This window comes from Citricoccus zhacaiensis (genome assembly GCF_014645315.1).
GTDB lineage: Bacteria > Actinomycetota > Actinomycetes > Actinomycetales > Micrococcaceae > Citricoccus > Citricoccus zhacaiensis.
In genome coordinates, this window is sequence record NZ_BMLQ01000004.1 from 186,070 (window position 1) to 205,644 (window position 19,575).

The window sequence follows — 19,575 nt, forward strand, 5'->3', positions numbered from 1 at the left end:
TGGGCTGATGCGGGCTGCCGCGCCGGTCAACAGGTCAACAGGTCAACAGGTCAACAGGTCAACAGGTCAACAGGTCAACAGGTCAGTAGACGACGGCCTCCTGCAGGGTGGCCTCACCCGAGCGGTCCTCGCCCGCCTCGGTGGTCCACTCGACCATGATGACGTCCCCCACGTTGTGGTCGTTGACGATCTGTGAGAGTTCGGCGGCCGAAGTCACGGGCTGGCCGTCCACGGTGCGGACGATGTCCCGTTCCCGGAGACCGAGTTGTTCGGCCGAGGAGCCCGGCGTCACCTCGATCACGACCGCCTGCTCCTGCTCGGTGCCCACCACGATGCCCAGGGCGCCGTCCACCCCGATGCTGACGGAGTCCGTCTCCTCACCGGAGAGGACCTGCTCCACCACATCCAGGGCTACGGTCACCGGAATCGCATACCCGTCCACCTCCTCGGCCGTCTCCCCTTGGGACGCAGCCGTGGTGATGCCGATGACCTGACCGTCCCCGTCCACCAAGGGGCCACCCGAGTAGCCCGGAATCACGTCCGCGCTGGTCTCGATGAGTCCCGACAGCCGGGACATGTCATCGGGAGCACCGGAGGAGGCCACGATCGACTCGTCCAGTCCCGTCAGCTCACCGGTCACGGCGGTGAGGTAGCCCTGCCCACCACCATTGCCGACGGACGCCGTGGGCTCGCCCCGGTCCGGGAGCTCGGTATTGATGGAGGCCGTGGCCAGGGAGGGTGCGTCCTCGATCTGCAGCACGGCGACATCGTGCAGGGAATCGCGCCCCAGCACCGTGGCCGTGTAGACCTCACCGGAATCCGCGACGGTCACCGAGACCTCGGAGGCGTCCTCGACAACGTGGTAGTTGGTGATGGCCAACCCGTCGCCGGTGAGGACGACGCCCGTGCCGGTGCCCATGCCACTCATCAACTGGGTGTCCACCATGAGCACCCCCGGGGCGTCCGTGACCCGGGAGCCCTGGTCCAGGCCGGCATCGTCCAGGTTCGGGCCGGCCGCCCAATCCACCTGGATCCCGTCGTGGCTGTGCTGCAGGGCCTCGCCGAGGGGAACGCCGCCGGTGGCCGGTAGCGCCGGCCCGTGGTCCTGCGCCGCCACGATGTCCTGGATCTCCTCGAAGATCAGCAGGCCCACGCCACCGGCGAGGATGGCTGCGGCCAGGAAACCCGAGGCGACGATCAGGCGGTAGGCGGGGCTCCGGCGTCGGCGGCGTGGCTGGAGGTGCGGGGGCAGGTACCGCTGCGGGGACTGGTACTGCTGTGGGGACTGAAACTGCTGCTGGGGCACCCCATAGATCGGGCCGACCGCGGGGGGCCGGTCCGGAAGGGGCGGGATCCCGACCGGCGGACGGTCGGGATCCCCCGGGTTCTCAGGGTCGTTCACGGTACTCCGGTGATCAGGACAGGACGTGGTGGACCGGGCGGAACCAGATCAGCCGCGGACTGCGGCCAGTGCGGAGTCGTAGTCCGGTTCGGTCGTGATCTCAGGGACCACCTCGGTGTAGGTCACGGTGCCCTGCGGGTCGATCACGATGACGGCGCGGGCCAGGAGCCCGACCATGGGACCGTCAGCCAGGGTGACCCCGTAGTCCTCGCCGAAGGTGGAGCGGAACACCGAACCGGTGGTGACGTGGTCGATGCCCTCGGCAGTGCAGAAGCGGCCGGCGGCGAAGGGCAGGTCGGCGGAGACGGCCACCACGGTGGTGTTCTCCAGGTCCGCAGCCGCCTTGTTGAACGTGCGGACGGACTGGGCGCAGACGCCGGTGTCCATGGAGGGGAAGATGTTCAGCACGATCGTGCGTCCGGCCAGGGACTCCAGAGTGACCGGAGCCAGGTCGGACCCGGTGAGGGTGAAGGCGGGGGCGGGGGTGCCCTCGGCGGGCAGCTCCCCGACGGTGTTGACGGGGCTGGACTTGAATGCGGTGGTTGCCATGCGCTCCAACCTAGCGGTTTAGGCTGGCGAGGTGGAACTGCGCAGCAATGTCACCGATACCGCACTGCTCTTCGAGGGCGGTGGGATGCGGGCGTCCTATACGTCCGCCGTGGCGGTCGCCCTGCTTGAGGCGGGCATCCACCTGGACTTCGTGGCCGGGATCTCGGCCGGGTCGTCCAATACGGCCAACTACCTGGCGCGGGATCCGTGGCGGGCGCGGCATTCATTCGTGGACTTCGCCGCCGACCCGAAGTTCGGCAGCTGGAAGACGTTCCTGCGCGGGGACGGCCTGTTCAACGCCAAGTACATCTATGAGGAGACCGGCCTGCCGGACCAGGCCCTCCCCTACCCCTGGGAGACCTTCCTGGCCAACCCTGCGACGCTGCGTCTGGGTGCCTTTGACGCGGAGTCCGGACAGCCCGTGTGGTGGGGCCGCGAGGACATCCAGGAACTCCCCGACCTGATGGTGCGGGTCCGCGCCTCCTCCACGATGCCGGTGCTCATGCCGCCGGTGCTGCTGGACGGGCGGACCTACGTGGACGGGGCCCTGGGCCCGGACGGCGGGATTCCCCTGTCCGCTGCCGTCGACGCCGGCCACGACCGGTTCCTGGCGGTGCTCACCCGCGAACGCGACTACGTCAAGGCCCCCGAACGGTTCCCCCGGTTCTACCTGCGCTACTTCCGCAAGCACCCGGCGATCGCCGAGGCCCTGCTCACCCGGTGGCAGCGGTACAACACGACGCGGGAGCGGTTGTTCGAGCTCGAGCGGGAGGGCCGGGCCTACCTCTTCGTCCCGGAGACCATGCCGGTGTCCAACGGCGAGAAGGACGTGGTCAAGCTCGCCGCCGCCCACGAGGCCGGGCTGGCCCAGGCCCGCCGGGAACTGCCGGCCATCCGGGAGTTCCTCGGCCTGCCGGCGGTGTGATGACTGCTGGCTGACCGCTACTGACTCACCGCTACTGGGCGGAGTCGGGCAGCCCGAACACGCGGTCGAAGAGCCAGGCGTAGACCGCGTTGTAGATGAGGAAGAAGATGATCAGGGCCGCCTCGTAGAGGAAGGCCTCCCACAGGCTGACCTGCAACAGCAGCGCGACGGCCGGCACCAGGACGATCACAAGGCCGAGCTCGAACAGCAGCGTGTGCAGCAGGCGGATCCGCAGGGGCCGGCCGGTGTGGCCGGAGCGCCGCTCCCAGCGCTCGAAGAGCGTGTTGAACACCATGTTCCAGATCAGCGCCACCACGGAGGACAACACCCCGACGGCGGCGCTGGCGCCGGCCGGGTTGCCCATCAGCGCGAGGATGACCGTGGTGAAGCCGATGGCGAGCGCCTCGAAGACGACGGCGTAGACCACGCGGCGAACGGCCGGCGTCGGGAAGACGCGGCGACCGATCAGGGCACGGCGGCCGCCGGGGGCCATCGGCACGTCACGTTGGATGGCGTCTGACGTGGGGGTAGTGGGGCCGGTGGGCTCGACCGTGGGCTCGCTCGTGGAGTGGGGCACAGAACCGGACATGGCGAAATGACCTCCAAGATGTGTCCATGGGAAGTCCTCGACCGGTTTCGCGTCCATGGAAGCGGATGCTCGGCGTCGTGGACCGATCGACCGGCAGGCCCGGGGAAAACCCGAGTTGACCGGATGCGGATCGATGGGGACCGGTGGTCCCGTGACGCCGTGTGGTGATTCTACCAAGCTTGAACCCCTGGTCCGACGCGGCTATTCCCTGTCTCTCTCTGTCTCTCTCTGTCACTCCCTGTCACGGCTCGTTGGCCGTAGTCCCCGCCGCTCGGGTCCTGGGCCCGGGTCAACACCTACGATGAGGACAGACACCAACAGGCTTGAACAGACACACCTGAACGCTCCTGTACCCAGCTGAACAGAAAGAGGCTCCCACCCATGTCGAGCTCACCCATGACCATCCGGGCCGCCATCGTCGGATATGGAAACCTCGGCAAGAGCGTGGAGAAGCTGATCCGCGCCCAGCCGGATATGGATCTGGTGGGGATCTTCTCCCGACGTTCTGAGCTGGGCACGGACACCCCGGTGTTCCCGGCTGCCTCGGCAGCAGATCATGCGCAGGACATCGACGTGCTGTTCCTCTGCCTGGGCAGCGCCACCGACATCCCGGAGCAGGCACCCGGCTACGCTCGTCACTTCACCACGGTGGACACCTATGACAACCACCATCTGATCCCGGACCACTACGCCACGATGGACGCCGCAGCGCGTCAGGGCGGGAACGTCGCCATGATCTCCACCGGGTGGGATCCGGGCCTGTTCTCCCTGAACCGCACCCTGGCATCCGCCCTCTTCCCCGACGCGCAGCAGAACACCTTTTGGGGCAAGGGACTCTCCCAGGGCCACTCCGACGCTGTCCGCCGGGTACCCGGGGTGCGGCGGGGCGTCCAGTACACGATTCCCAACGAGGAGGCCATCGTGGAGGCCAAGGCCGGCCGCGGCGCCGAGATCAGCGCCACCTCCGCGCACGTCCGCGAGTGCTACGTGGTGGCCGACGAGGCCGACCACGCCGCCATCCGGGAGGCGATCACGACCATGCCGGACTACTTCGCCCCCTATGACACCACCGTGCACTTCATCTCCGATGAGGTCTTCGAGCGCGACCACCAGGGCATGCCCCACGGCGGCCACGTGGTCACCTCCGGCGACCTGGGCGGTTCGCGCAGCTCGGTCGAGTTCGTCCTCGAGCTGGAGTCCAACCCCGACTTCACCGCCGCCTCCCAGGTCGCCTACGGCCGGGCCGCCGCCCGCCTCAAGGCCGAGGGGAAGACCGGAGCGTTCACCGTGCTGGAGGTCGCCCCGTACCTGCTCTCCCCCGTCGCCCTGGAGGAACTCATCCGCCGGGATGTGTGACGGAACGAGTTGACCGAACGGCGTCGGCCGAACGGCGTCGGCCGAACGCGCTGATCGAAACGCACTGATCGAAACGCACTGATCGAACGCGCTGATCGAACGGCGTCGACCGAGCCAGGTGACCGGAGCGCCGCCGGCCCTGTCATGGGCCGGCGCGCCGCCGTCGTCGTATGCTCTGAGCATGCCGATCACGCGAGATGACCGCGAGACCCCGCCCACCTCGGTAGCCGCTGTGCCCCCGACGCACCCGGCGCACCCGGCGCACCCGGCGCACCCGACGCCACCGGACCCCTCCGCAGTGCGATCCGCGCGGCGCGTTCAGTCGCGGGACGCTCAGTCACGGGACACCCAGTCACGGGGCAGCCAGTCACGGGGCACCCGGTGAGCGGCGGTCTGGTCGCCCTCCTGGACGACGTCGCCGCCCTCGCCCGCATCGCGGCGGCCTCGGTGGATGACATCGCCGCCGGGGCCGCGAAGGCCGGCTCCAAGGCCGTGGGCGTGGTGATCGACGACGCGGCCGTCACCCCGCAGTACATGTCCGGGGCGGACCCGTCCCGTGAGCTGCCGATGATCAAGAGGATCTTCTGGGGCTCGCTGCGGAACAAGCTCCTGATCATCCTGCCGGCGCTTCTGCTGGTCAGCGCGTTCATCCCGTGGATCATCCCCTGGATCCTCATCCTGGGCGGCACGTACCTCTGCTACGAGGGCGCCGAGAAAGTCTGGCACAAGCTCCGCGGCCACCATGCCGAGAAGCAGACCCCGGCCACGGAGAAGGGCCCCGAGGCCGAGGACAAGGTGATCAAGGGGGCCATCACCACCGATTTCATCCTCTCCTGCGAGATCATGGTCATCTCCATGAACGAGGTCGCCGACGAGAGCATCTGGTTCCGCGCCCTCATCCTGGTCGTGGTGGCGGTGGCGATCACCGTGCTCGTGTACGGCGCCGTCGCGCTGATCGTCAAGATGGACGACGTCGGCCTGCACCTCGCGCAGAAGGAGGGCCCCGGAACCCGGCGGTTCGGCGAGGTGCTCGTCAAGGCCATGCCGAAGGTCCTGGCCGGCATCACGTTCATCGGGACCATCGCGATGCTATGGGTCGGCGGGCACATCCTGCTGCAACAGTCGGCAGAGCTGGGGCTGCACGCCCCGTACGACCTCGTCCATGCACTCGAAGCCCCCGTGGCCGCGCTGCCTGCCGTGGGCGCGTTCCTCGGCTGGCTGGTCAACACGCTGTGCTCGGCCATCATCGGGTTGATCTGGGGACTGGTTGTCATGGCCGTGCTGCATCCCCTGCTCCGGCTGCTGCCCATCGGCAAGTCCTCCGAAGCCGGGGAGGATGCCGGCCACGAGGAGGGCTCCCTCCGGGCCGCTGTGGCCGGTCACCGCCCGGGCCGCCGGTCTACAGCGCAGGGCTCGGGTCCGGTTCACGGCCCGGAGTCCGAGCCGCCGGTCTAGCCGGTCTAGCCGGACTAGCCGGTCGCTTTGCCGGATTCGCCGGATTCGCCGGACTCAACAGAGAAGGCCCACATCACGCCGAAGCGGTCGAAGACCTGGCCGTACCAATCACCCCAGGGGGCCTTCTCGAACGGCATGTTCTCTGACCCGCCGCCGGAGATCAGCTTGTCGATCAGCTCTCGGGCCAGCTCCGGGCTCTCCACCGTGTAGAGCAGGGAGTAGGCCGTGTCCCGGATCGGATAGTCCTTGTCATCCATGACGTCACCGCCGGTCAGCTCCCCGCCGGGCAGGGAGAGCGCCACGTGGGCCACGGCCTGGGGATCCGGCTCGAACGGCATGCCCTCCATGGGGGTGTCTCCATAGCGCATCAGGTTCAGCTCACCCCCGAAGACCTCGTGCCAGTGCTCGAAGGCCTCAGCGGTGGTACCGGGCAGGGAGATGTAGGTGGCGAGGGAGGTGCTCATGGAGTGCTCCTGGTTCTTGAGGCGATGTCGTTGTCTGAGCGGTGTGGTTCTTGGGGCGGTGTCGTTCTTGAGGCGGTGTCGCGCCCACCCCCGAGTTGGTGCAGGTTGTGACACCAGCATGTTCCCTCGGCGAGAGGGCCGCACCTCCGATCCTGCGCAGCCGGACGGACACCTCAACGTGACCCGCGGCTCGAGACCGGGGCCTTGGACTGTCCGGACGGCCGGAATACAGTCGAAGCGTGAGAGCGACGTCGTCGGGGACCGCCTTCGTCTTTGCGGGCGGAGGTGTTCGCGGCGCCGTGCATGTGGGGCAGCTGAGAGCCTTGTTCGAGCGTGGCATCACCCCGGATCTGGTCGTCGGCACCTCGGTCGGGGCCATCAATGGCGCCGTCGTGGCCCGCGACCCGCACCCGGACGTCGCCCACGAGATGCTGCAGATGTGGCAGACGGACGAGGCCCGTGCCGTCTTCGGCCAGGCCTGGACCCGCCAGGCCGGCCGGGTGATCCGTGGCCGCACCTACACGCTGTCCGCCAGGCCCCTCGTCGACCTGATCTCCATGCATTTCCCGCCCCGCACCCAGATCGAGGACCTCGACCTGCCCTTCGTCACGGTGGCCACCTCGATCGAGCGGGCGGCGGAGCGCTCCTTCGACACGGGACCGCTGGTGCCCGCCGTCGTCGCCTCCGCCACGGTGCCGGGCCTCCTGCCGCCCGCCGTCATCGATCACGAGCACTACTTCGACGGCGGCCTGGTCGCCTCGGTGCCCCTGGGCCAGGCCGTCCGCCGTGGGGCCACGACGATCTACGTGCTCCAGGCCGGCCAGCTCGACCATCAGATGACGGTCCCCACCTCCATGGTGGAGACGCTCAACGTCTACGTGGACATCACCCGCCGGCACAGCTTCACCCACGCCCTGGAGCATGTCCCCGAGGGGGTCACCGTCTACGTGCTGCCCACGGGCGGCAAGCCCAAGGTCCGCGGCCTCAAGGCGCTGATGTCCCTCGAACACACCGCGGAGCGGGCCGAACTGGCCTACCAGGCGACCTCCGTGGAACTCGACCGGATCGCCGGCATGCACCCGGCCTAGACGTCCCCACCACCTGTCCCGGTCTCGTCCTCCGTCTTCCTCCCCGCCTTCCTCCCCGTCTCCCTCTCTGTCTCCGCCGAACTCGCCCAGGGCCGTGACAGGACGGGCAGGGGATGCCACCGTGGAGGGATGCGCAGTCCTGACCTCACCACACCACTGCTGGACCTCGCGGCAACCCATGGCCTCGATCTCGACCCGTCCACGCTGTCCATCAACGAGATGGGCCTCGACTTCCGCGTGGCGCTGGCCACCACGGCATCCTCCAGCGCCACCAGTCCGAACGACTCCGCCGGGGAACGCTGGGTCCTCCGGGTCCCGCGCCGCCCGGATGCCCTGAAGCGAGCCGAGGTCGAGTCCCGGCTCCTGGACCTGGTCGGACCGCAGCTGTCCGTGGCTGTTCCCCAGTGGCGCGTCCAGGCCACCGACCTCATCGCCTATCCAGCCCTCCCGGGGGATCCAGGACTCACCCTGGACCCCGACGGCGCCCCCGTCTGGCATCTCGATGTCACCTCCGAGCGGTATGCCCGGTCCCTCGGGGCGTTCTTGGCCGAACTGCATGCGATCGATCCCGCAGAAGCCGCCGCGGCCGGCGTCGAGGTCCGCGATCCGGATCAGGTGAGGACCCAGTGGGCGCAGGACATCGCGCAGGTGGGTGCCGAGTTCGAGGTGTCCACCGCACTGCAGGACCGCTGGTCTGCGTGGCTGGCGGAGGACAGTTTCTGGCCGGAATTCTCGGTCGTCACCCACGGGGAGGTGTACCCGGCCCACACCCTCGTGGTGGATGAGGAGATCACCGCGGTGCTGGATTGGACGACGGCGTCCGTGGGCGACCCCGCCAAGGACTTCGCGATCCACCATGCCGTGGTGCCACCGGAGGAGTTCGCCGCCACGCTGGATGAGTACGTCCGCCGCGGTGGGCGCATCTGGCCCCGGCTGGGTGAACATGGCGCAGAGATCATGGCGGCCGGCCCGGTGGCCTATGGATTGTTCGCCCTGCAGTCCGGTGTGGCCGAGCACCGGCAGGCGGCGCAGGCCCAGCTCAATCCGGATGCTGCCGCAGGCTGAGATTCACGTGGCCGTGCTGGTGGACAGGGCGGTGCAGGTGTAAATGGCCGCGCAGGTGGACGCGCAGACGGCGGCCAGGGGCCGGCGTCGAGCGCACAGTCGGATACTCAGCTGTGTTCCAGGAAGCCGCGGAGGACCTCGACGAACTTCTCGGGTGCTTGGGAATGCACCCAGTGCCCCGCCTCGCGGATCGTGACCTTGTGGGTCTTGGGGAACAGGGCCCGCATGGTTGCCGTGTGCTCATCGCGGACGTAGTCCGAGCGGCCGCCGGCCACCCACAGCACGGGGCGATCGAACGTGGCCGGGCCGGTGTCCGGGAAGCCGCCGATGGCGTCCAGGCTCGTGCGCAGCAGTTCCAGGTTCGGCTCCCACGTGTAGCCGTCCGGCCCGCTGCGCAGGTTCTGCAGCAGGAACAGCCGGGTGGTGTCCCAGGGGATGGGATCCTTGAGCGCCTCGTCGGCCTCGGACCGGCGTTCGATGGCACTCAGGTCCACGGCGGCCAGGCTGTCCAGCAGGTGTGCGAACTCGCCCTCCGCTCCCCCGGCCTGCGTGGGCGCGATGTCCACCACGATGAGCCGGGAGACCAGCTCCGGGTGCCGCAGTGCCAGCACCATGGCCACCTTTCCGCCCAGGGAATGCCCGACGACGGCCACGGGCCCGTCTGCGGCGACGCCGGCCCTCAGGGTTTCGGCCACGGAATCGGCCATCTGCCGGTAGTCGACCACGTCGGTCCAGGCGGACTCACCGTGGTTGGGCAGGTCCACCAGCAGACTGAGGTACTCCGGCGCCAGGTCTTTGGCGATCCGGGTGAAGTTCTTGCCGCGGCCGAACAGTCCGTGCAGGAAGACGATGCTGTCCCCGGCGGTCTCGGCATCGCCGATGCGACTGGTGTGCAGGGTGCTTGCAGGAAGGTCAGACACGGTCCGAGCCTAGCCCGGTGGGCCCTTCAATAGGATCCTCGTTACCGGCCGGTTTAGGGTGGAGACCATGTCATCCATCGAATCCGCCGGCGGAAATCCGCCGGGCACGAGCGAGAACACGACCGAGAACACGACCGAGAAACCTCCCACGGGCAGTGACGCCGGCACCGGGAATCAGTACAGCACCCGGCTCATCCCGTGGGTCCTCTGGCCCACGCTGATCATCATCGTGCTGTTCGTCGGTGTGACGATTGCCTTCCCCGAGGCCATGGAGTCCGGGATCTCTGCCGTCCAGCAGACCGTCATCAGCAACTTCAGCTGGTGGTATCTGATCCTGGCCTTCGGATTCGTGGTGTTCTGCGTCTATCTCGGGTTCTCCCGCAAGGGCAACATCAAGCTCGGCCGGCCCGAGCACGAACCCGAGTTCTCGACCCTGTCCTGGCTGGCCCTGCTCTTCGCGGCCGGCATGGGCATCGGTCTCGTGTTCTACGGCATGACCGAACCGCTCATCCACTTCGCCACGCCCCGGCCTGGCCTGGAGGCCACTGATCCCTCGACGGGTGCCATGGCCGAGGACGCCCTCGCGCTGACCTACCTGCACTGGGGCCTGCAGCCCTGGGCCATCTACGCCGTCGTCGGGCTCGCCATCGCGCACGCCATCCACCGGCGTGGACGGCCTCTGTCCATGCGCTGGGCCGTCGAGCCACTGATCGGCGAGAAGGCGACCCGGGGCGGATGGGGCCACGCCATCGACAGCTTTGCCTTGATCGGCACCGTCTTCGGCGTGGCCACCTCGCTCGGACTCGGCGTCACCCAGATGGCCGCGGGTCTGCGTTCCATGGGACTCGTCGGCGAAGGCGACCTCTGGGTCGAGTACGCCATGATCGCCGTCGTCACCGGCTTCGTCATCTGGTCCGTGGTGTCGGGCGTGAACCGCGGGATGAAGTGGCTGTCCAACACCAATATGATCATCGCCGCCGGCCTGGTGCTGTTCCTGCTCATCGTGGGCCCCACCCAGTACCTGGCCAAGGAGATGGTCCAGACCTTCGGCCACTACCTGCAGAACTTCATCGGCAACTCCCTCAATTCCTCCGCCTTCTACGGCGCAGAGGGAGATGCGTGGCAGGCCAGCTGGTCCACCTTCTACTGGGCCTGGTGGATGTCCTGGACTCCGTTCGTGGGCGTCTTCATTGCGCGCATCTCCCGCGGCCGCACGGTTCGTGAGTATCTGCTGGGGGTCATCCTGGTGCCCACCCTGATCTCCGTGGTCTGGTTCGGCGTCCTGGGCGGCACCGCCATCTTCTACGAGAACACCAGGCCCGATTGGTACACCTCGGTGGTTGCGGCCGACGGCTCCGTGGACGTCAACTCGGCGCTCTTCCAGGTCCTGGAGCAGCTGCCGGGCGGCGCCGTCCTGGTGGTCGGCGCGATCCTGCTCTCGGCGATCTTCTTCATCACCTCGTCCGACTCCGGCTCACTCGTGATGGCCATGATCGCCACGGGCGGCAACCCTGAGCCCCCGAACCGCATCCGCGTGATGTTCGCCGTGGCCACCGCCGTGATGGCCGCCGCCCTGCTGCTGGCCGGCGGACTGTCCGCCATCCAGACACTGGCCATCACCATCGGCCTGCCGTTCACGATCCTCATGGTCCTGATGTGCATCGCCGTCTTCAAGGCGCTGCACGTCAACGTCCAGCGGACCGAGGCCATTCGCCGGATGGCGTTCCTGGCGGACATCTCCGACCGATTCGGTTTGGAGAGCGACGACGACGCCGTGGACTCTGGCCCCGTCTCGGCCAACACGTGGTGGTCCTCCCTCAGCCGCGAACGGCAGAAGGAGATCCACCAACGCGTCGGTCCGCACACCGGGCGGCGTGTCCGCCGGGCGGCCGGCACGGCAGGAGAGGCCAACCGGGACGACACCTCTCAGCCGGACAACACCTCGGACTCCAGCCGCGCATAGCTGGTCTCCATCCCATCGGCCATGCCGGTGGCGAGGATGGTTTCCCGTAGTGCCGCGTCCGGATAGGTGACGAGGAGGGACAGAAGGGTGCCGCCGTCGACCGGGGTGAGCGTCAGCTCGTTGGTCGTGGCGGTCTCCTCCTGGCCGATCATGGCCTCGGTGGTGACCGACCGGTGCGGTGCCTCGATCTCGAGGACCGTGCCGGTGAATCCGAAGCGGTCCTGACCGCCCTCGCGCTCCCATTCATAGCGGTAGGTCTCCCCCACCGCTGTGCCGACCTCGCACACCGGCATGGTCCAGCCCTCCGGTCCGAGTTGCCACCGGCGGAGCAACTCAGGATCGTGGTGGGCCTTCCACACCTCGTCGAGGGTGCCTCGGATGACCCTGCTCAGCCGGACCTGATGTTCCCCGATGAGCTGGGTTGTCACGGCCTGGCCGGCGGCGAAGGACTGCAGGTCCGCCACCACGGCATCGATCTGGCTCATGGCCGAGAGCGTGCCCTCTTCCATGCCCATCTCGAGGATCTGCTCCAGCTCAGCGGCGGAGTTGAAGTGGGTGGTGTGCACCAACCGGGAGCCCTCCGTGGTCTCCTCGAAGGCGAACACCATGCGCATGACCGGTGATTCGAGGTCCCGGCTTCCGTCTTCCTTGCTGAAACCGTCCAGGACCTCGAAGGACTGCCCCTCGGTGACGGCGATGAACTCGAACCAGGCGGCTGGTCTCTCACCGTCCGGACCGGTCATGTAGTACTGCGATTCACCACCCGGATACATGTCGTGCCGGGTGAAGGTGGCCGGCCAGCCCACAGGTCCCCAGAACTTCTCGAGCTGGCGGGGATCGGCGTAGGCGTCCCAGAGCCGGCGCACGGGGACGGGAAAGTCGGCCACGATGGTCATCGTCATGGCCTGGGGGTCTTTGGAAACGTTGGTGACGGGCATGGTCATGCCTTTCCGATGGGGCTATCTGGTTCCGGGCCCGATTCGTCCGACAGCAGGGCATCCAGGCGTCCGATCCGTTGGCGCCACAGCTGTTCATAGCGGTCCAGCAACTGTTGGGCTTTCCGGACGGTCTCCGGATCTCCGCTGACGAGCCGCTCGCGGCCCTTCTTGTTCTTCTTCACGAGACCCGCCGATTCGAGGACGGAAACGTGCTTCTGGACGGCCGCGAACGACATGTCGTAGTCATCGGCCAGCACGGAGACGGACAGCGGCTCCGTGAGGGTCCGGCTCAAGATGTCCCTGCGGGTCGAGTCGGCGAGGGCCTGGAAGATCCGGTCCACCTCGTCGTCGCCCAGTTGCCTCCAGGGAACCTCAGTTCCAGACGTGGCGTCGGCTGCTCTATGTACAACCATGTGGTTGTACATTAGTGAGCTGAGCTGGCCGCGTCAAGAGGTTTCTTGCCGCTGTTCACATCGCTGGTGCACCTGAACGCGGGCTGGTCACCACCTGACCGCATTTCCCAGACTCGCTTGCTAGGTTGCCTAGGCCACCATCGAAAGGACGGTATTCGCAGTGCCACTCACCACGCGATCCAGTGCACGAATCAGCACGAGCAAGAAGCTCCTGACCAGCGTCGCCCTGGTCGGTTCCCTGTTCGGTCTCGCCGCGTGTGGCGGCGGCGGCGATGCCGGGAGCTCCGCCGAGGCTGACGGCAGCCAGGGTGCCAGCGCTGGCGCCTCCCAGCCGGCTTCCGAAGGTGCCCAAGCGGCACCCGAGGATGCCCAGCCGTCCATGCCGGAACCGGACGTCGAGAATGTCCCTGACGTCGTGGCCACGGTCAACGGCGAGGAGATCACCGGGGAGGAATTCACCGCGGCGTATCAGGCACAGTTCCAGCAGATGGCCATGCAGTCGCAGATGTCCGGCCAGGAGATGAACCAGGACGAGATGAAGAAGCAGCTGGCCGAGTCCCTGGTGGGCACGGAGCTGTTGGTTCAGGACGCAGCGGAGCAAGGCCACTCGGCCAACGAGGAGGACGTCAACGCCTTCCTGGAGGAGACCGCGAAGTCCAGTGACTTGGCCTCTGTGGACGAGCTGATGGCCACGTTCGAGGAACAGGGCTACCCCGAGGACCAGGTCCGCACTGACGCCCAGAAGCAGCTGATGCTGGACAAGTCCATCGAGGAGATGGACATCCCGGACCCTTCTGACGAGGAACTCAAGGAGCTCTACGACTCCTCGATCGCAGCCCAGTCCGAGGCCCAGGGAGGCGCGAGCGCCCCTGCGGAGGACGGCGAAAGCGCCCAGCCTGAGACCCCGTCCTTCGAGGAACTCAAGCCTCAGCTGCAGGAGCAGGTCAAGTCCCAGAAGGAGAATGAGGCCCTGACCCAGAAGATGCAGGAGCTCCGCGAGGGAGCTGACGTCGAGGTGAAGCTCTAGTCCGACTCACCCCGCTACGGGGCTCGCTTCACACCAGCGGCCACGGGAACCTCATGCCGGTGGGATCCTCCGGGAGCACCTGCTCCTCGAGCAGGTGCTGCACCCGCTGCTGGAGTGCCGCTGCCTCGAACCACGTGAGGTGTTCGGCCAGTGCCGCAGGCACCTCATCGGCGAGCGGGGCGACGTCGGCCAAGAGGCCGGCGTCGATCCGTTCCCCGGCGAAATCCCAGATCACGGTGCGCAACTTGAACGGTGCGGCAAAACAGAGCCCGTGGTCGATTCCCCACAGACGACCGTCCGTGCCGTGCAGGACATGCCCGGCCTTCCGGTCGGTGTTGTTGGCCACGACATCGAAGACGGCCAGGCGCCGCAGCTCGTCGAGGTGGGCGGGATCGCCGTCGATCAGTGTGTCGACCAGTGTGAAGTAGTGTTCGGCCGGGTCGTGTTCGATGAACAGCTGCAACGAGCCGACCCCGAAGGGTCCTTCCTCCCGGATGACGGTCGGCGGGACCACACCCCACCCCAGCGACTCGCTGAGCAGGAAGGCGGCACGCTCACGGCGGTACAGCCCGGGCGGAAAGTCCCTCAGCGGCCTTTCGCCCCACTCCGGCTTGTAGATCGCCCACAACCGCTGCGTTACGGGTGAGGTACCAGTCTGGTCGGGGCCATTGACCACCTCGACGAGAAACGTCTCGTTACTGCTGTGGGCCAACTGGCCGAGGGGCCGGATCGAGCCCCGTTCGAGCAGATCGAGGTCTCGGTCAGCGCATCGTGCGTCACGCTTTCCATCCGGCCGGTCCATCTCGCCCATGGCTCGCTCCCTCCCCAGGCCGGACGCCTACGACGCCCTGAGCTGAGCCAGGGTGTCCTGCGTCGAGTTGACGGTGAGCACCACAGGATCGCGTCCGTCCTGGTAGGACAGCGCGGAGACCGAGCAGGGGCCGATACTCAATCGTTGGAATCGGTCCAGCGGCGTGCCCATGGCGTCGGAAACGGCCACTCGAATGGGGTCCGCGTGGGAGAAACAGACGACCGTCCCACCGTCATGGGCGTGCCGTAGCCGCTCCAGGGTGGCCGTCATGCGGTCCCGGATCTCCACGAAGCTCTCCCCATCGGGGAACCTGAAGGCCGAGGGGCGTTGCTGAACGGTCTTCCATTCGGGCTTGCGGTACAGGTCGGCGAGCTCGGCCCCCGTCCAGGTGCCGAAGTCCCCCTCCAGCAGGCCATCGTCCTCGAGAAGGGGCACCCTGGTCCGGGCCGACGTCGGGAGCGCCGTTTCGAGGGTTCGCTCCAGGGGTGAGGCATAGATCGCGGCAATCGGCAGCACCGCGAGCCGCTCGGCAACCCGACGGGCCTGCTCCACCCCGGCCTCTGAGAGGTGCAAGCCGGGCGCACGGCCTGGCAGCACCCTCCCGGTGGTCGGTGTCTGACCGTGCCGCACCAGCAGGATCAGGGTGGTCGGGGACTCTGGTGGGGAGGACGGCGTCTCGTCTCGTGGCATCCCGGCCAGCCTAAGCGGGCGACCGGGAACAGTCACGATGTGGACCCCATCCGTCCACATCCTCTCCATGGGCCCTGGTCCGAAGCGGGTCCTGGCTGCTCCGCAGCGGGTCCTGACGCGATTCAAGCCAGCCCATGATGTGACTCTGGGGACGATCTGGGTCTCTGTACGCGCCGGGCCGCCGCCGATAGCGTGAGCATCATGGCCACTGTTCCTGATCCCACGCCGCCCACGGTCCTTTCGCCGTCGGCCACCTCGCCCGAGACGGCCCCACCCTCCATCGGCACCCTCGCCGAATTGCGCGCCGCCGGCCACGAACAGCGGTCCCTGCGGGAGGAGATCCGCGCCAACCTCCTGGCAGCCCTGGCCGCCGGTCGGAACCCGTGGCCCGGATTACATGGCTTCGACCGCACGGTCATTCCGCAGCTGGAGAGGGCACTGATCGCCGGGCACGACGTCGTCCTGCTGGGTGAACGAGGCCAGGGCAAGACCCGGCTGCTGCGAACCCTGAGCGGATTGCTCGACGAATGGTCGCCGGTGATCGCCGGGTCCGAACTCAACGAGCACCCCTATGAGCCGCTCACCTCTGAGAGCGGGGCACGGGCCGCGCGCGACGGCGGCCGGTTGCCCGTGGCGTGGAGGCACCGTTCGGAGCGGTATGTGGAGAAACTCTCGACGCCGGACACCTCCGTGGCCGATCTGATCGGCGACGTGGATCCGATGCGCGTGGCCGAAGGCCGCCGCCTGGGCGACCCGGAGACGATCCACTATGGCCTGGTTCCCCGGTCCAATCGTGGGATCGTCGCTCTCAACGAGTTGCCGGACCTGGCCGAACGGATTCAGGTGGCCCTCCTGAACGTCATGGAGGAACGGGACATCCAGATCCGGGGTTACGTGCTGCGTCTGCCCCTGGATGTGTTGGTGGTCGCCTCCGCCAACCCGGAGGACTACACCAACCGTGGCCGCATCATCACTCCGCTCAAGGACCGCTTCGGAGCGGAGATCCGCACTCATTACCCCCGTGAGCTGGCCCACGAGATCGCGGTGATCCGGCAGGAGGCACGGCTGACCGCGGAGGTCCCGGACGTGGTCCTGGAGATCTTGGCCAGGTTCACCCGTGCCTTGCGTTCCTCGAGCGCTGTCAATCAGTCCTCGGGAGTCTCTGCTCGTTTCGCCATTGCCGGTGCCGAGACCGTCGCCGCCGCAGCCCGCCATCGGGCGACCGTTCGAGGCGACGAACCGGTGGCGCGACTCGTGGACCTGGAATCCGCGGCGGAAGTACTCGGTGGCAAGATCGAGTTCGAGTCGGGTGAGGAGGGCCGGGAGGACGAGATCCTCGAACACCTGTTGCGGACCGCGACCGCCCAGGCCGTGCGGGAGCATTTCGCCGGCCTCGACTTCGCACCGCTGGTCGACGCCTTCGACGGGCACCGCACCACCACTACCGGAGAACGCGTCACTGCGGCCGAGTTCCTGGCCGATCTGCCGGAACTCGAGGACCCGACCTTGTACGACGAGATCGACCGACGGCTGCGCGCCCCGGCCGCCCCAGTTTCCACCCTGCAGACAGACTCCAGAGGAGGCCCCACAGCAGGAGGCCCCACGGCTGGAGGCCTCCCAGAAGGAGGACCCACAGCAGGAGACCTCACAGCAGGACACAACACTGGAGGACAGACACCGGATGCGTCCGCCGGGCAGGCCCTCGGGCATCGGGCCGGCGCCATCGAGCTGGCTCTCGAGGGCCTGTACCTGGCTCGCGAACTCTCCAAGGAGTCTGACGACGGACAGACCATCTACGGATAAGGGTGCCGTTGGCCACCCCACCGCAGCGAACCGGATCACGCCGCACCCTGCTGGTCTGCTTCGTCCTCGCCATCGACGTCGTGGCTGTCGTCGCGCGCACCGCAACCGTGGCCGTTACCGTCATCCTTGTTTGAAGGTCTGTCACCATTCGTCGTGGTGGAGTTACTGGAGCCCGTCCGCCAATAGTGATTGCGACGCGGCGTCTGGGTGGGGTCGTGATAGCGAGCCGGAATGAACCACGGAATCCCGTCGACGACCTGGATCTCCCAGGATCCGGCATGCACGGCATGGTGGTGATGCGAACAGAGCAGGACTCCGTTGTCCACACTCGTGGGACCGCCGTGTTCCCAGTGCTGGATGTGGTGCGCTTCGCACCACGGGGCATAGATGGAACAGTCCGGTGCCGCGCAGCCGCCGTCCCGGGCCGTGATCGCCCGTCTGAGCTTGCGCGTGAAGAGCCGTTGGGAGCGTCCCACGTCCAGCACCTCACCCTTGCCGCCGAGCACGATCGGTATCAGGTCACTGTCACAGGCCAGCTGCCGGATCCTGGCCGGACTCACCGGCCCGGTATAGGCAGCCTGGGAGAGCAGATGACCGGTGGCTTCCGGCGAAACGGTGGCTTGGCGCTCCCGGAACTGTCCGGCCAGGGTCTGGTAGTCGATCGTCACCAGCACCTGGGGCCGTGACCCACCGCCAGCGTCCGGCCCGTCGGTTCCCACAGCGCCCACTGACCCATCCCTCGACCACGGTGACTGCGTCGAGGTGAGGGCCAATGCGCCGGTCAGCGCACTCACCAGACCATCGAGCCGTTTCTGCGCCGGACTGCGTGGATCCAGGGCCGACATCTCTCGGACCTGGCCGGCCCAGGGCTCCGCAGCGGTCTCGATTCCCGAGTCATCCGCGCTTCCAGTCGCCGTTCCACTCTCGTACGCAGTCAACGCACCGGAGTCGATTTCTGTACTCGTGCGGTCGGCCATGCCCTCGTCCTTGCGCGGGTCCTTGCGCGGGTCCTTGCGCGGGTTGCTGGCATCGGCGGCGATGGTCTGCAGGACCTCATGCTGGAGATCCGTAGCCATCAGCAGCCACCGATGCAGGTTGGCTTGGCCTCTACCCTGGTAGAACAACCCTTGAGCTGCGTTGGCCTGGGCGTCCGTCGGCTCCAGGCCATCCGGGTTGACCAGCGCATCGAAGCGCTGGCGCCAGTGCGAGCAGACCTTCTTCACGGTTTCAGGATCCGACTGGCAGGCATGTCCGACGAGGATCCGCTCCCCCTCCGTGACCAGGCCGTGGACGATGTCTGCATCCGCACCGGCCAGCCCAGCATCCCGGGCAGCCTCAGCCAGGGTTGCCGCCACGGTGTCCACCGAAGCCGAATCCATGGTTGCCTCGGCCACGGCCCGAGCCAGCTCTGGCATTTTCGGAGCGATCACGGCATCGGGCTGCAAGCTGGTCGGGTCATGGCTGGCCAGCACGCACTGCGCCCGCGCCACTCTCTTCTTCGCCTCGACTCGGTGGATCCGCAAGGTCTGCCGGAGATAGTCCGCGCCATTGCGGTATGCAGTCTTACCCTCCGGTATCCCCAACACCTCACGCCGAGTGGTGTGGAGGTCGAAGATCCGATCCGTATGCCCCGCCAATCCGGTTCGAGCCGAGTCGAGCCACCGGGACAGTTCCTCCACCTGAGCCAGGACGATGGGCAAGGACGCCGCCGAAGCCTGGCTTGGAGGGATGTCAGCACCAGGACCGGCCGCCGTCTCACCGGGTGCCTCGTGGGCACCATGGACATAGAGTCCCCACTGCGCGGACCGATCGACCTCCGGCTCCTCAGCGAAGCGGTCGAGGTCCCCCAACAGGTCGGGATCAGCGGCCCGTGCCGCCACCTCCGCCACCAGCACGCGGGCTGCCGCCAGGAGTTCAGGCAGGTCCAGAGCGGACGCCTCATCCTTATCGATCAACACTGTCCTTCACCCCATTCCCCCTCGTACCGGCACTGCCCATCCATGTCATGCCCGAAGACGCCGGCTATTCGACAGTTGAGAGGCCGCCGATCGATGCCCACTGGATTGACTAGTACACATATTCGAACACACGGGACGGACATGATAAGAGGCCTCCTC

Annotated in this window: 18 protein-coding genes; 8 read left to right on the top strand and 10 right to left on the bottom strand. The window is 67.5% G+C overall.

Annotation, left to right across the window (positions count from 1 at the left end; translation table 11 throughout):
- Positions 1-82: 82 nt before the first annotated feature.
- Complete coding sequence (locus IEX49_RS08180; RefSeq protein WP_229672422.1) at positions 83-1,402, bottom strand: S1C family serine protease; 1,320 nt, start codon at positions 1,400-1,402, stop codon at positions 83-85.
- A 48-nt stretch (positions 1,403-1,450) separates the two neighbouring features.
- The gene (gene tpx / locus IEX49_RS08185) at positions 1,451-1,951 is read right to left on the bottom strand and encodes a thiol peroxidase (RefSeq protein WP_115931671.1); all 501 of its coding nucleotides are present in this window, start codon (positions 1,949-1,951) and stop codon (positions 1,451-1,453) included.
- A gap of 31 nt (positions 1,952-1,982) precedes the next feature.
- Between tpx and IEX49_RS08190 the strand changes: the two genes are divergently transcribed.
- Positions 1,983-2,876 carry a patatin-like phospholipase family protein gene (locus IEX49_RS08190; protein ID WP_188805679.1) on the top strand — a complete coding sequence of 298 codons (894 nt, stop codon included), beginning with the start codon at positions 1,983-1,985 and terminating at the stop codon, positions 2,874-2,876.
- A gap of 31 nt (positions 2,877-2,907) precedes the next feature.
- Here IEX49_RS08190 and IEX49_RS08195 read toward each other — a convergent pair whose 3' ends face one another.
- Positions 2,908-3,465 carry a PACE efflux transporter gene (locus IEX49_RS08195; protein WP_229672424.1) on the bottom strand — a complete coding sequence of 186 codons (558 nt, stop codon included), beginning with the start codon at positions 3,463-3,465 and terminating at the stop codon, positions 2,908-2,910.
- Positions 3,466-3,846: 381 nt separating this feature from the next.
- On the opposite strand from IEX49_RS08195, the gene IEX49_RS08200 reads away from it, so the two are divergent.
- Complete coding sequence (locus IEX49_RS08200) at positions 3,847-4,821, top strand: diaminopimelate dehydrogenase (protein WP_373286700.1); 975 nt, start codon at positions 3,847-3,849, stop codon at positions 4,819-4,821.
- A 381-nt stretch (positions 4,822-5,202) separates the two neighbouring features.
- On the top strand, positions 5,203-6,276 hold the full coding sequence (locus tag IEX49_RS08205; RefSeq protein ID WP_188805680.1) for a DUF808 domain-containing protein: 1,074 nt from the start codon (positions 5,203-5,205) through the stop codon (positions 6,274-6,276).
- Between the two features lie 14 nt (positions 6,277-6,290).
- Here IEX49_RS08205 and IEX49_RS08210 read toward each other — a convergent pair whose 3' ends face one another.
- On the bottom strand, positions 6,291-6,740 hold the full coding sequence (locus tag IEX49_RS08210; RefSeq protein WP_188805681.1) for a VOC family protein: 450 nt from the start codon (positions 6,738-6,740) through the stop codon (positions 6,291-6,293).
- Positions 6,741-6,979: 239 nt separating this feature from the next.
- Here IEX49_RS08210 and IEX49_RS08215 point away from each other — a divergent pair, with 239 nt between their 5' ends.
- A complete protein-coding gene (locus IEX49_RS08215) occupies positions 6,980-7,828 on the top strand; it encodes a patatin-like phospholipase family protein (RefSeq protein ID WP_188805682.1) in 849 nt (282 codons plus the stop codon).
- Between the two features lie 129 nt (positions 7,829-7,957).
- Positions 7,958-8,893 carry a macrolide 2'-phosphotransferase gene (locus tag IEX49_RS08220; protein ID WP_188805683.1) on the top strand — a complete coding sequence of 312 codons (936 nt, stop codon included), beginning with the start codon at positions 7,958-7,960 and terminating at the stop codon, positions 8,891-8,893.
- Between the two features lie 107 nt (positions 8,894-9,000).
- Here IEX49_RS08220 and IEX49_RS08225 read toward each other — a convergent pair whose 3' ends face one another.
- Entirely contained in the window at positions 9,001-9,813 is an 813-nt protein-coding gene (locus IEX49_RS08225) for an alpha/beta fold hydrolase (protein WP_188805684.1), read from the bottom strand.
- 67 nt (positions 9,814-9,880) lie between these two features.
- Here IEX49_RS08225 and IEX49_RS08230 point away from each other — a divergent pair, with 67 nt between their 5' ends.
- Entirely contained in the window at positions 9,881-11,776 is a 1,896-nt protein-coding gene (locus IEX49_RS08230; RefSeq protein ID WP_188805685.1) for a BCCT family transporter, read from the top strand.
- Here IEX49_RS08230 and IEX49_RS08235 read toward each other — a convergent pair.
- Both IEX49_RS08235 and IEX49_RS08240 read right to left on the bottom strand, forming a co-directional pair.
- Positions 11,740-12,714: an SRPBCC family protein gene (locus IEX49_RS08235; protein ID WP_188805686.1), complete on the bottom strand. Its 975-nt coding sequence runs from the start codon at positions 12,712-12,714 to the stop codon at positions 11,740-11,742. The genes IEX49_RS08230 and IEX49_RS08235 overlap by 37 nt on opposite strands.
- Before the next feature lie 2 nt (positions 12,715-12,716).
- Positions 12,717-13,127, bottom strand: a complete 411-nt coding sequence (locus tag IEX49_RS08240; protein ID WP_188805687.1) for an ArsR/SmtB family transcription factor — start codon at positions 13,125-13,127, stop codon at positions 12,717-12,719.
- 160 nt (positions 13,128-13,287) lie between these two features.
- Between IEX49_RS08240 and IEX49_RS08245 the strand changes: the two genes are divergently transcribed.
- The gene (locus IEX49_RS08245) at positions 13,288-14,154 is read left to right on the top strand and encodes a SurA N-terminal domain-containing protein (protein WP_188805688.1); all 867 of its coding nucleotides are present in this window, start codon (positions 13,288-13,290) and stop codon (positions 14,152-14,154) included.
- Positions 14,155-14,182: 28 nt separating this feature from the next.
- Here the strand turns inward: IEX49_RS08245 and IEX49_RS08250 are convergent, their stop codons facing one another.
- Positions 14,183-14,965, bottom strand: coding sequence for an SCO1664 family protein (locus IEX49_RS08250; RefSeq protein ID WP_229672426.1), 783 nt, complete (start codon positions 14,963-14,965; stop codon positions 14,183-14,185).
- Positions 14,966-14,992: 27 nt separating this feature from the next.
- Positions 14,993-15,655 carry a histidine phosphatase family protein gene (locus IEX49_RS08255; RefSeq protein WP_188805689.1) on the bottom strand — a complete coding sequence of 221 codons (663 nt, stop codon included), beginning with the start codon at positions 15,653-15,655 and terminating at the stop codon, positions 14,993-14,995.
- Positions 15,656-15,856: 201 nt separating this feature from the next.
- Here IEX49_RS08255 and IEX49_RS08260 point away from each other — a divergent pair, with 201 nt between their 5' ends.
- Positions 15,857-17,458, top strand: a complete 1,602-nt coding sequence (locus IEX49_RS08260) for a sigma 54-interacting transcriptional regulator (RefSeq protein WP_229672427.1) — start codon at positions 15,857-15,859, stop codon at positions 17,456-17,458.
- Positions 17,459-17,493: 35 nt separating this feature from the next.
- Here the strand turns inward: IEX49_RS08260 and IEX49_RS08265 are convergent, their stop codons facing one another.
- Entirely contained in the window at positions 17,494-19,413 is a 1,920-nt protein-coding gene (locus tag IEX49_RS08265) for an HNH endonuclease signature motif containing protein (RefSeq protein WP_188805690.1), read from the bottom strand.
- Between the last annotated feature and the right edge of the window lie 162 nt (positions 19,414-19,575).

Excerpts from the sequence above, each read along its gene's own strand:
- tpx (WP_115931671.1), bottom strand. The coding sequence starts at position 1,951 with ATGGCAACCACCGCATTCAAGTCCAGCCCCGTCAACACCGTCGGGGAG.
- IEX49_RS08195 (WP_229672424.1), bottom strand. The coding sequence starts at position 3,465 with ATGTCCGGTTCTGTGCCCCACTCCACGAGCGAGCCCACGGTCGAGCCC.
- IEX49_RS08200 (WP_373286700.1), top strand. The coding sequence starts at position 3,847 with ATGTCGAGCTCACCCATGACCATCCGGGCCGCCATCGTCGGATATGGA.
- IEX49_RS08210 (WP_188805681.1), bottom strand. The coding sequence starts at position 6,740 with ATGAGCACCTCCCTCGCCACCTACATCTCCCTGCCCGGTACCACCGCT.
- IEX49_RS08220 (WP_188805683.1), top strand. The coding sequence starts at position 7,958 with ATGCGCAGTCCTGACCTCACCACACCACTGCTGGACCTCGCGGCAACC.
- IEX49_RS08230 (WP_188805685.1), top strand. The coding sequence starts at position 9,881 with ATGTCATCCATCGAATCCGCCGGCGGAAATCCGCCGGGCACGAGCGAG.
- IEX49_RS08235 (WP_188805686.1), bottom strand. The coding sequence starts at position 12,714 with ATGCCCGTCACCAACGTTTCCAAAGACCCCCAGGCCATGACGATGACC.
- IEX49_RS08240 (WP_188805687.1), bottom strand. The coding sequence starts at position 13,127 with ATGGTTGTACATAGAGCAGCCGACGCCACGTCTGGAACTGAGGTTCCC.
- IEX49_RS08250 (WP_229672426.1), bottom strand. The coding sequence starts at position 14,965 with ATGGGCGAGATGGACCGGCCGGATGGAAAGCGTGACGCACGATGCGCT.
- IEX49_RS08255 (WP_188805689.1), bottom strand. The coding sequence starts at position 15,655 with ATGCCACGAGACGAGACGCCGTCCTCCCCACCAGAGTCCCCGACCACC.
- IEX49_RS08260 (WP_229672427.1), top strand. The coding sequence starts at position 15,857 with ATGGCCACTGTTCCTGATCCCACGCCGCCCACGGTCCTTTCGCCGTCG.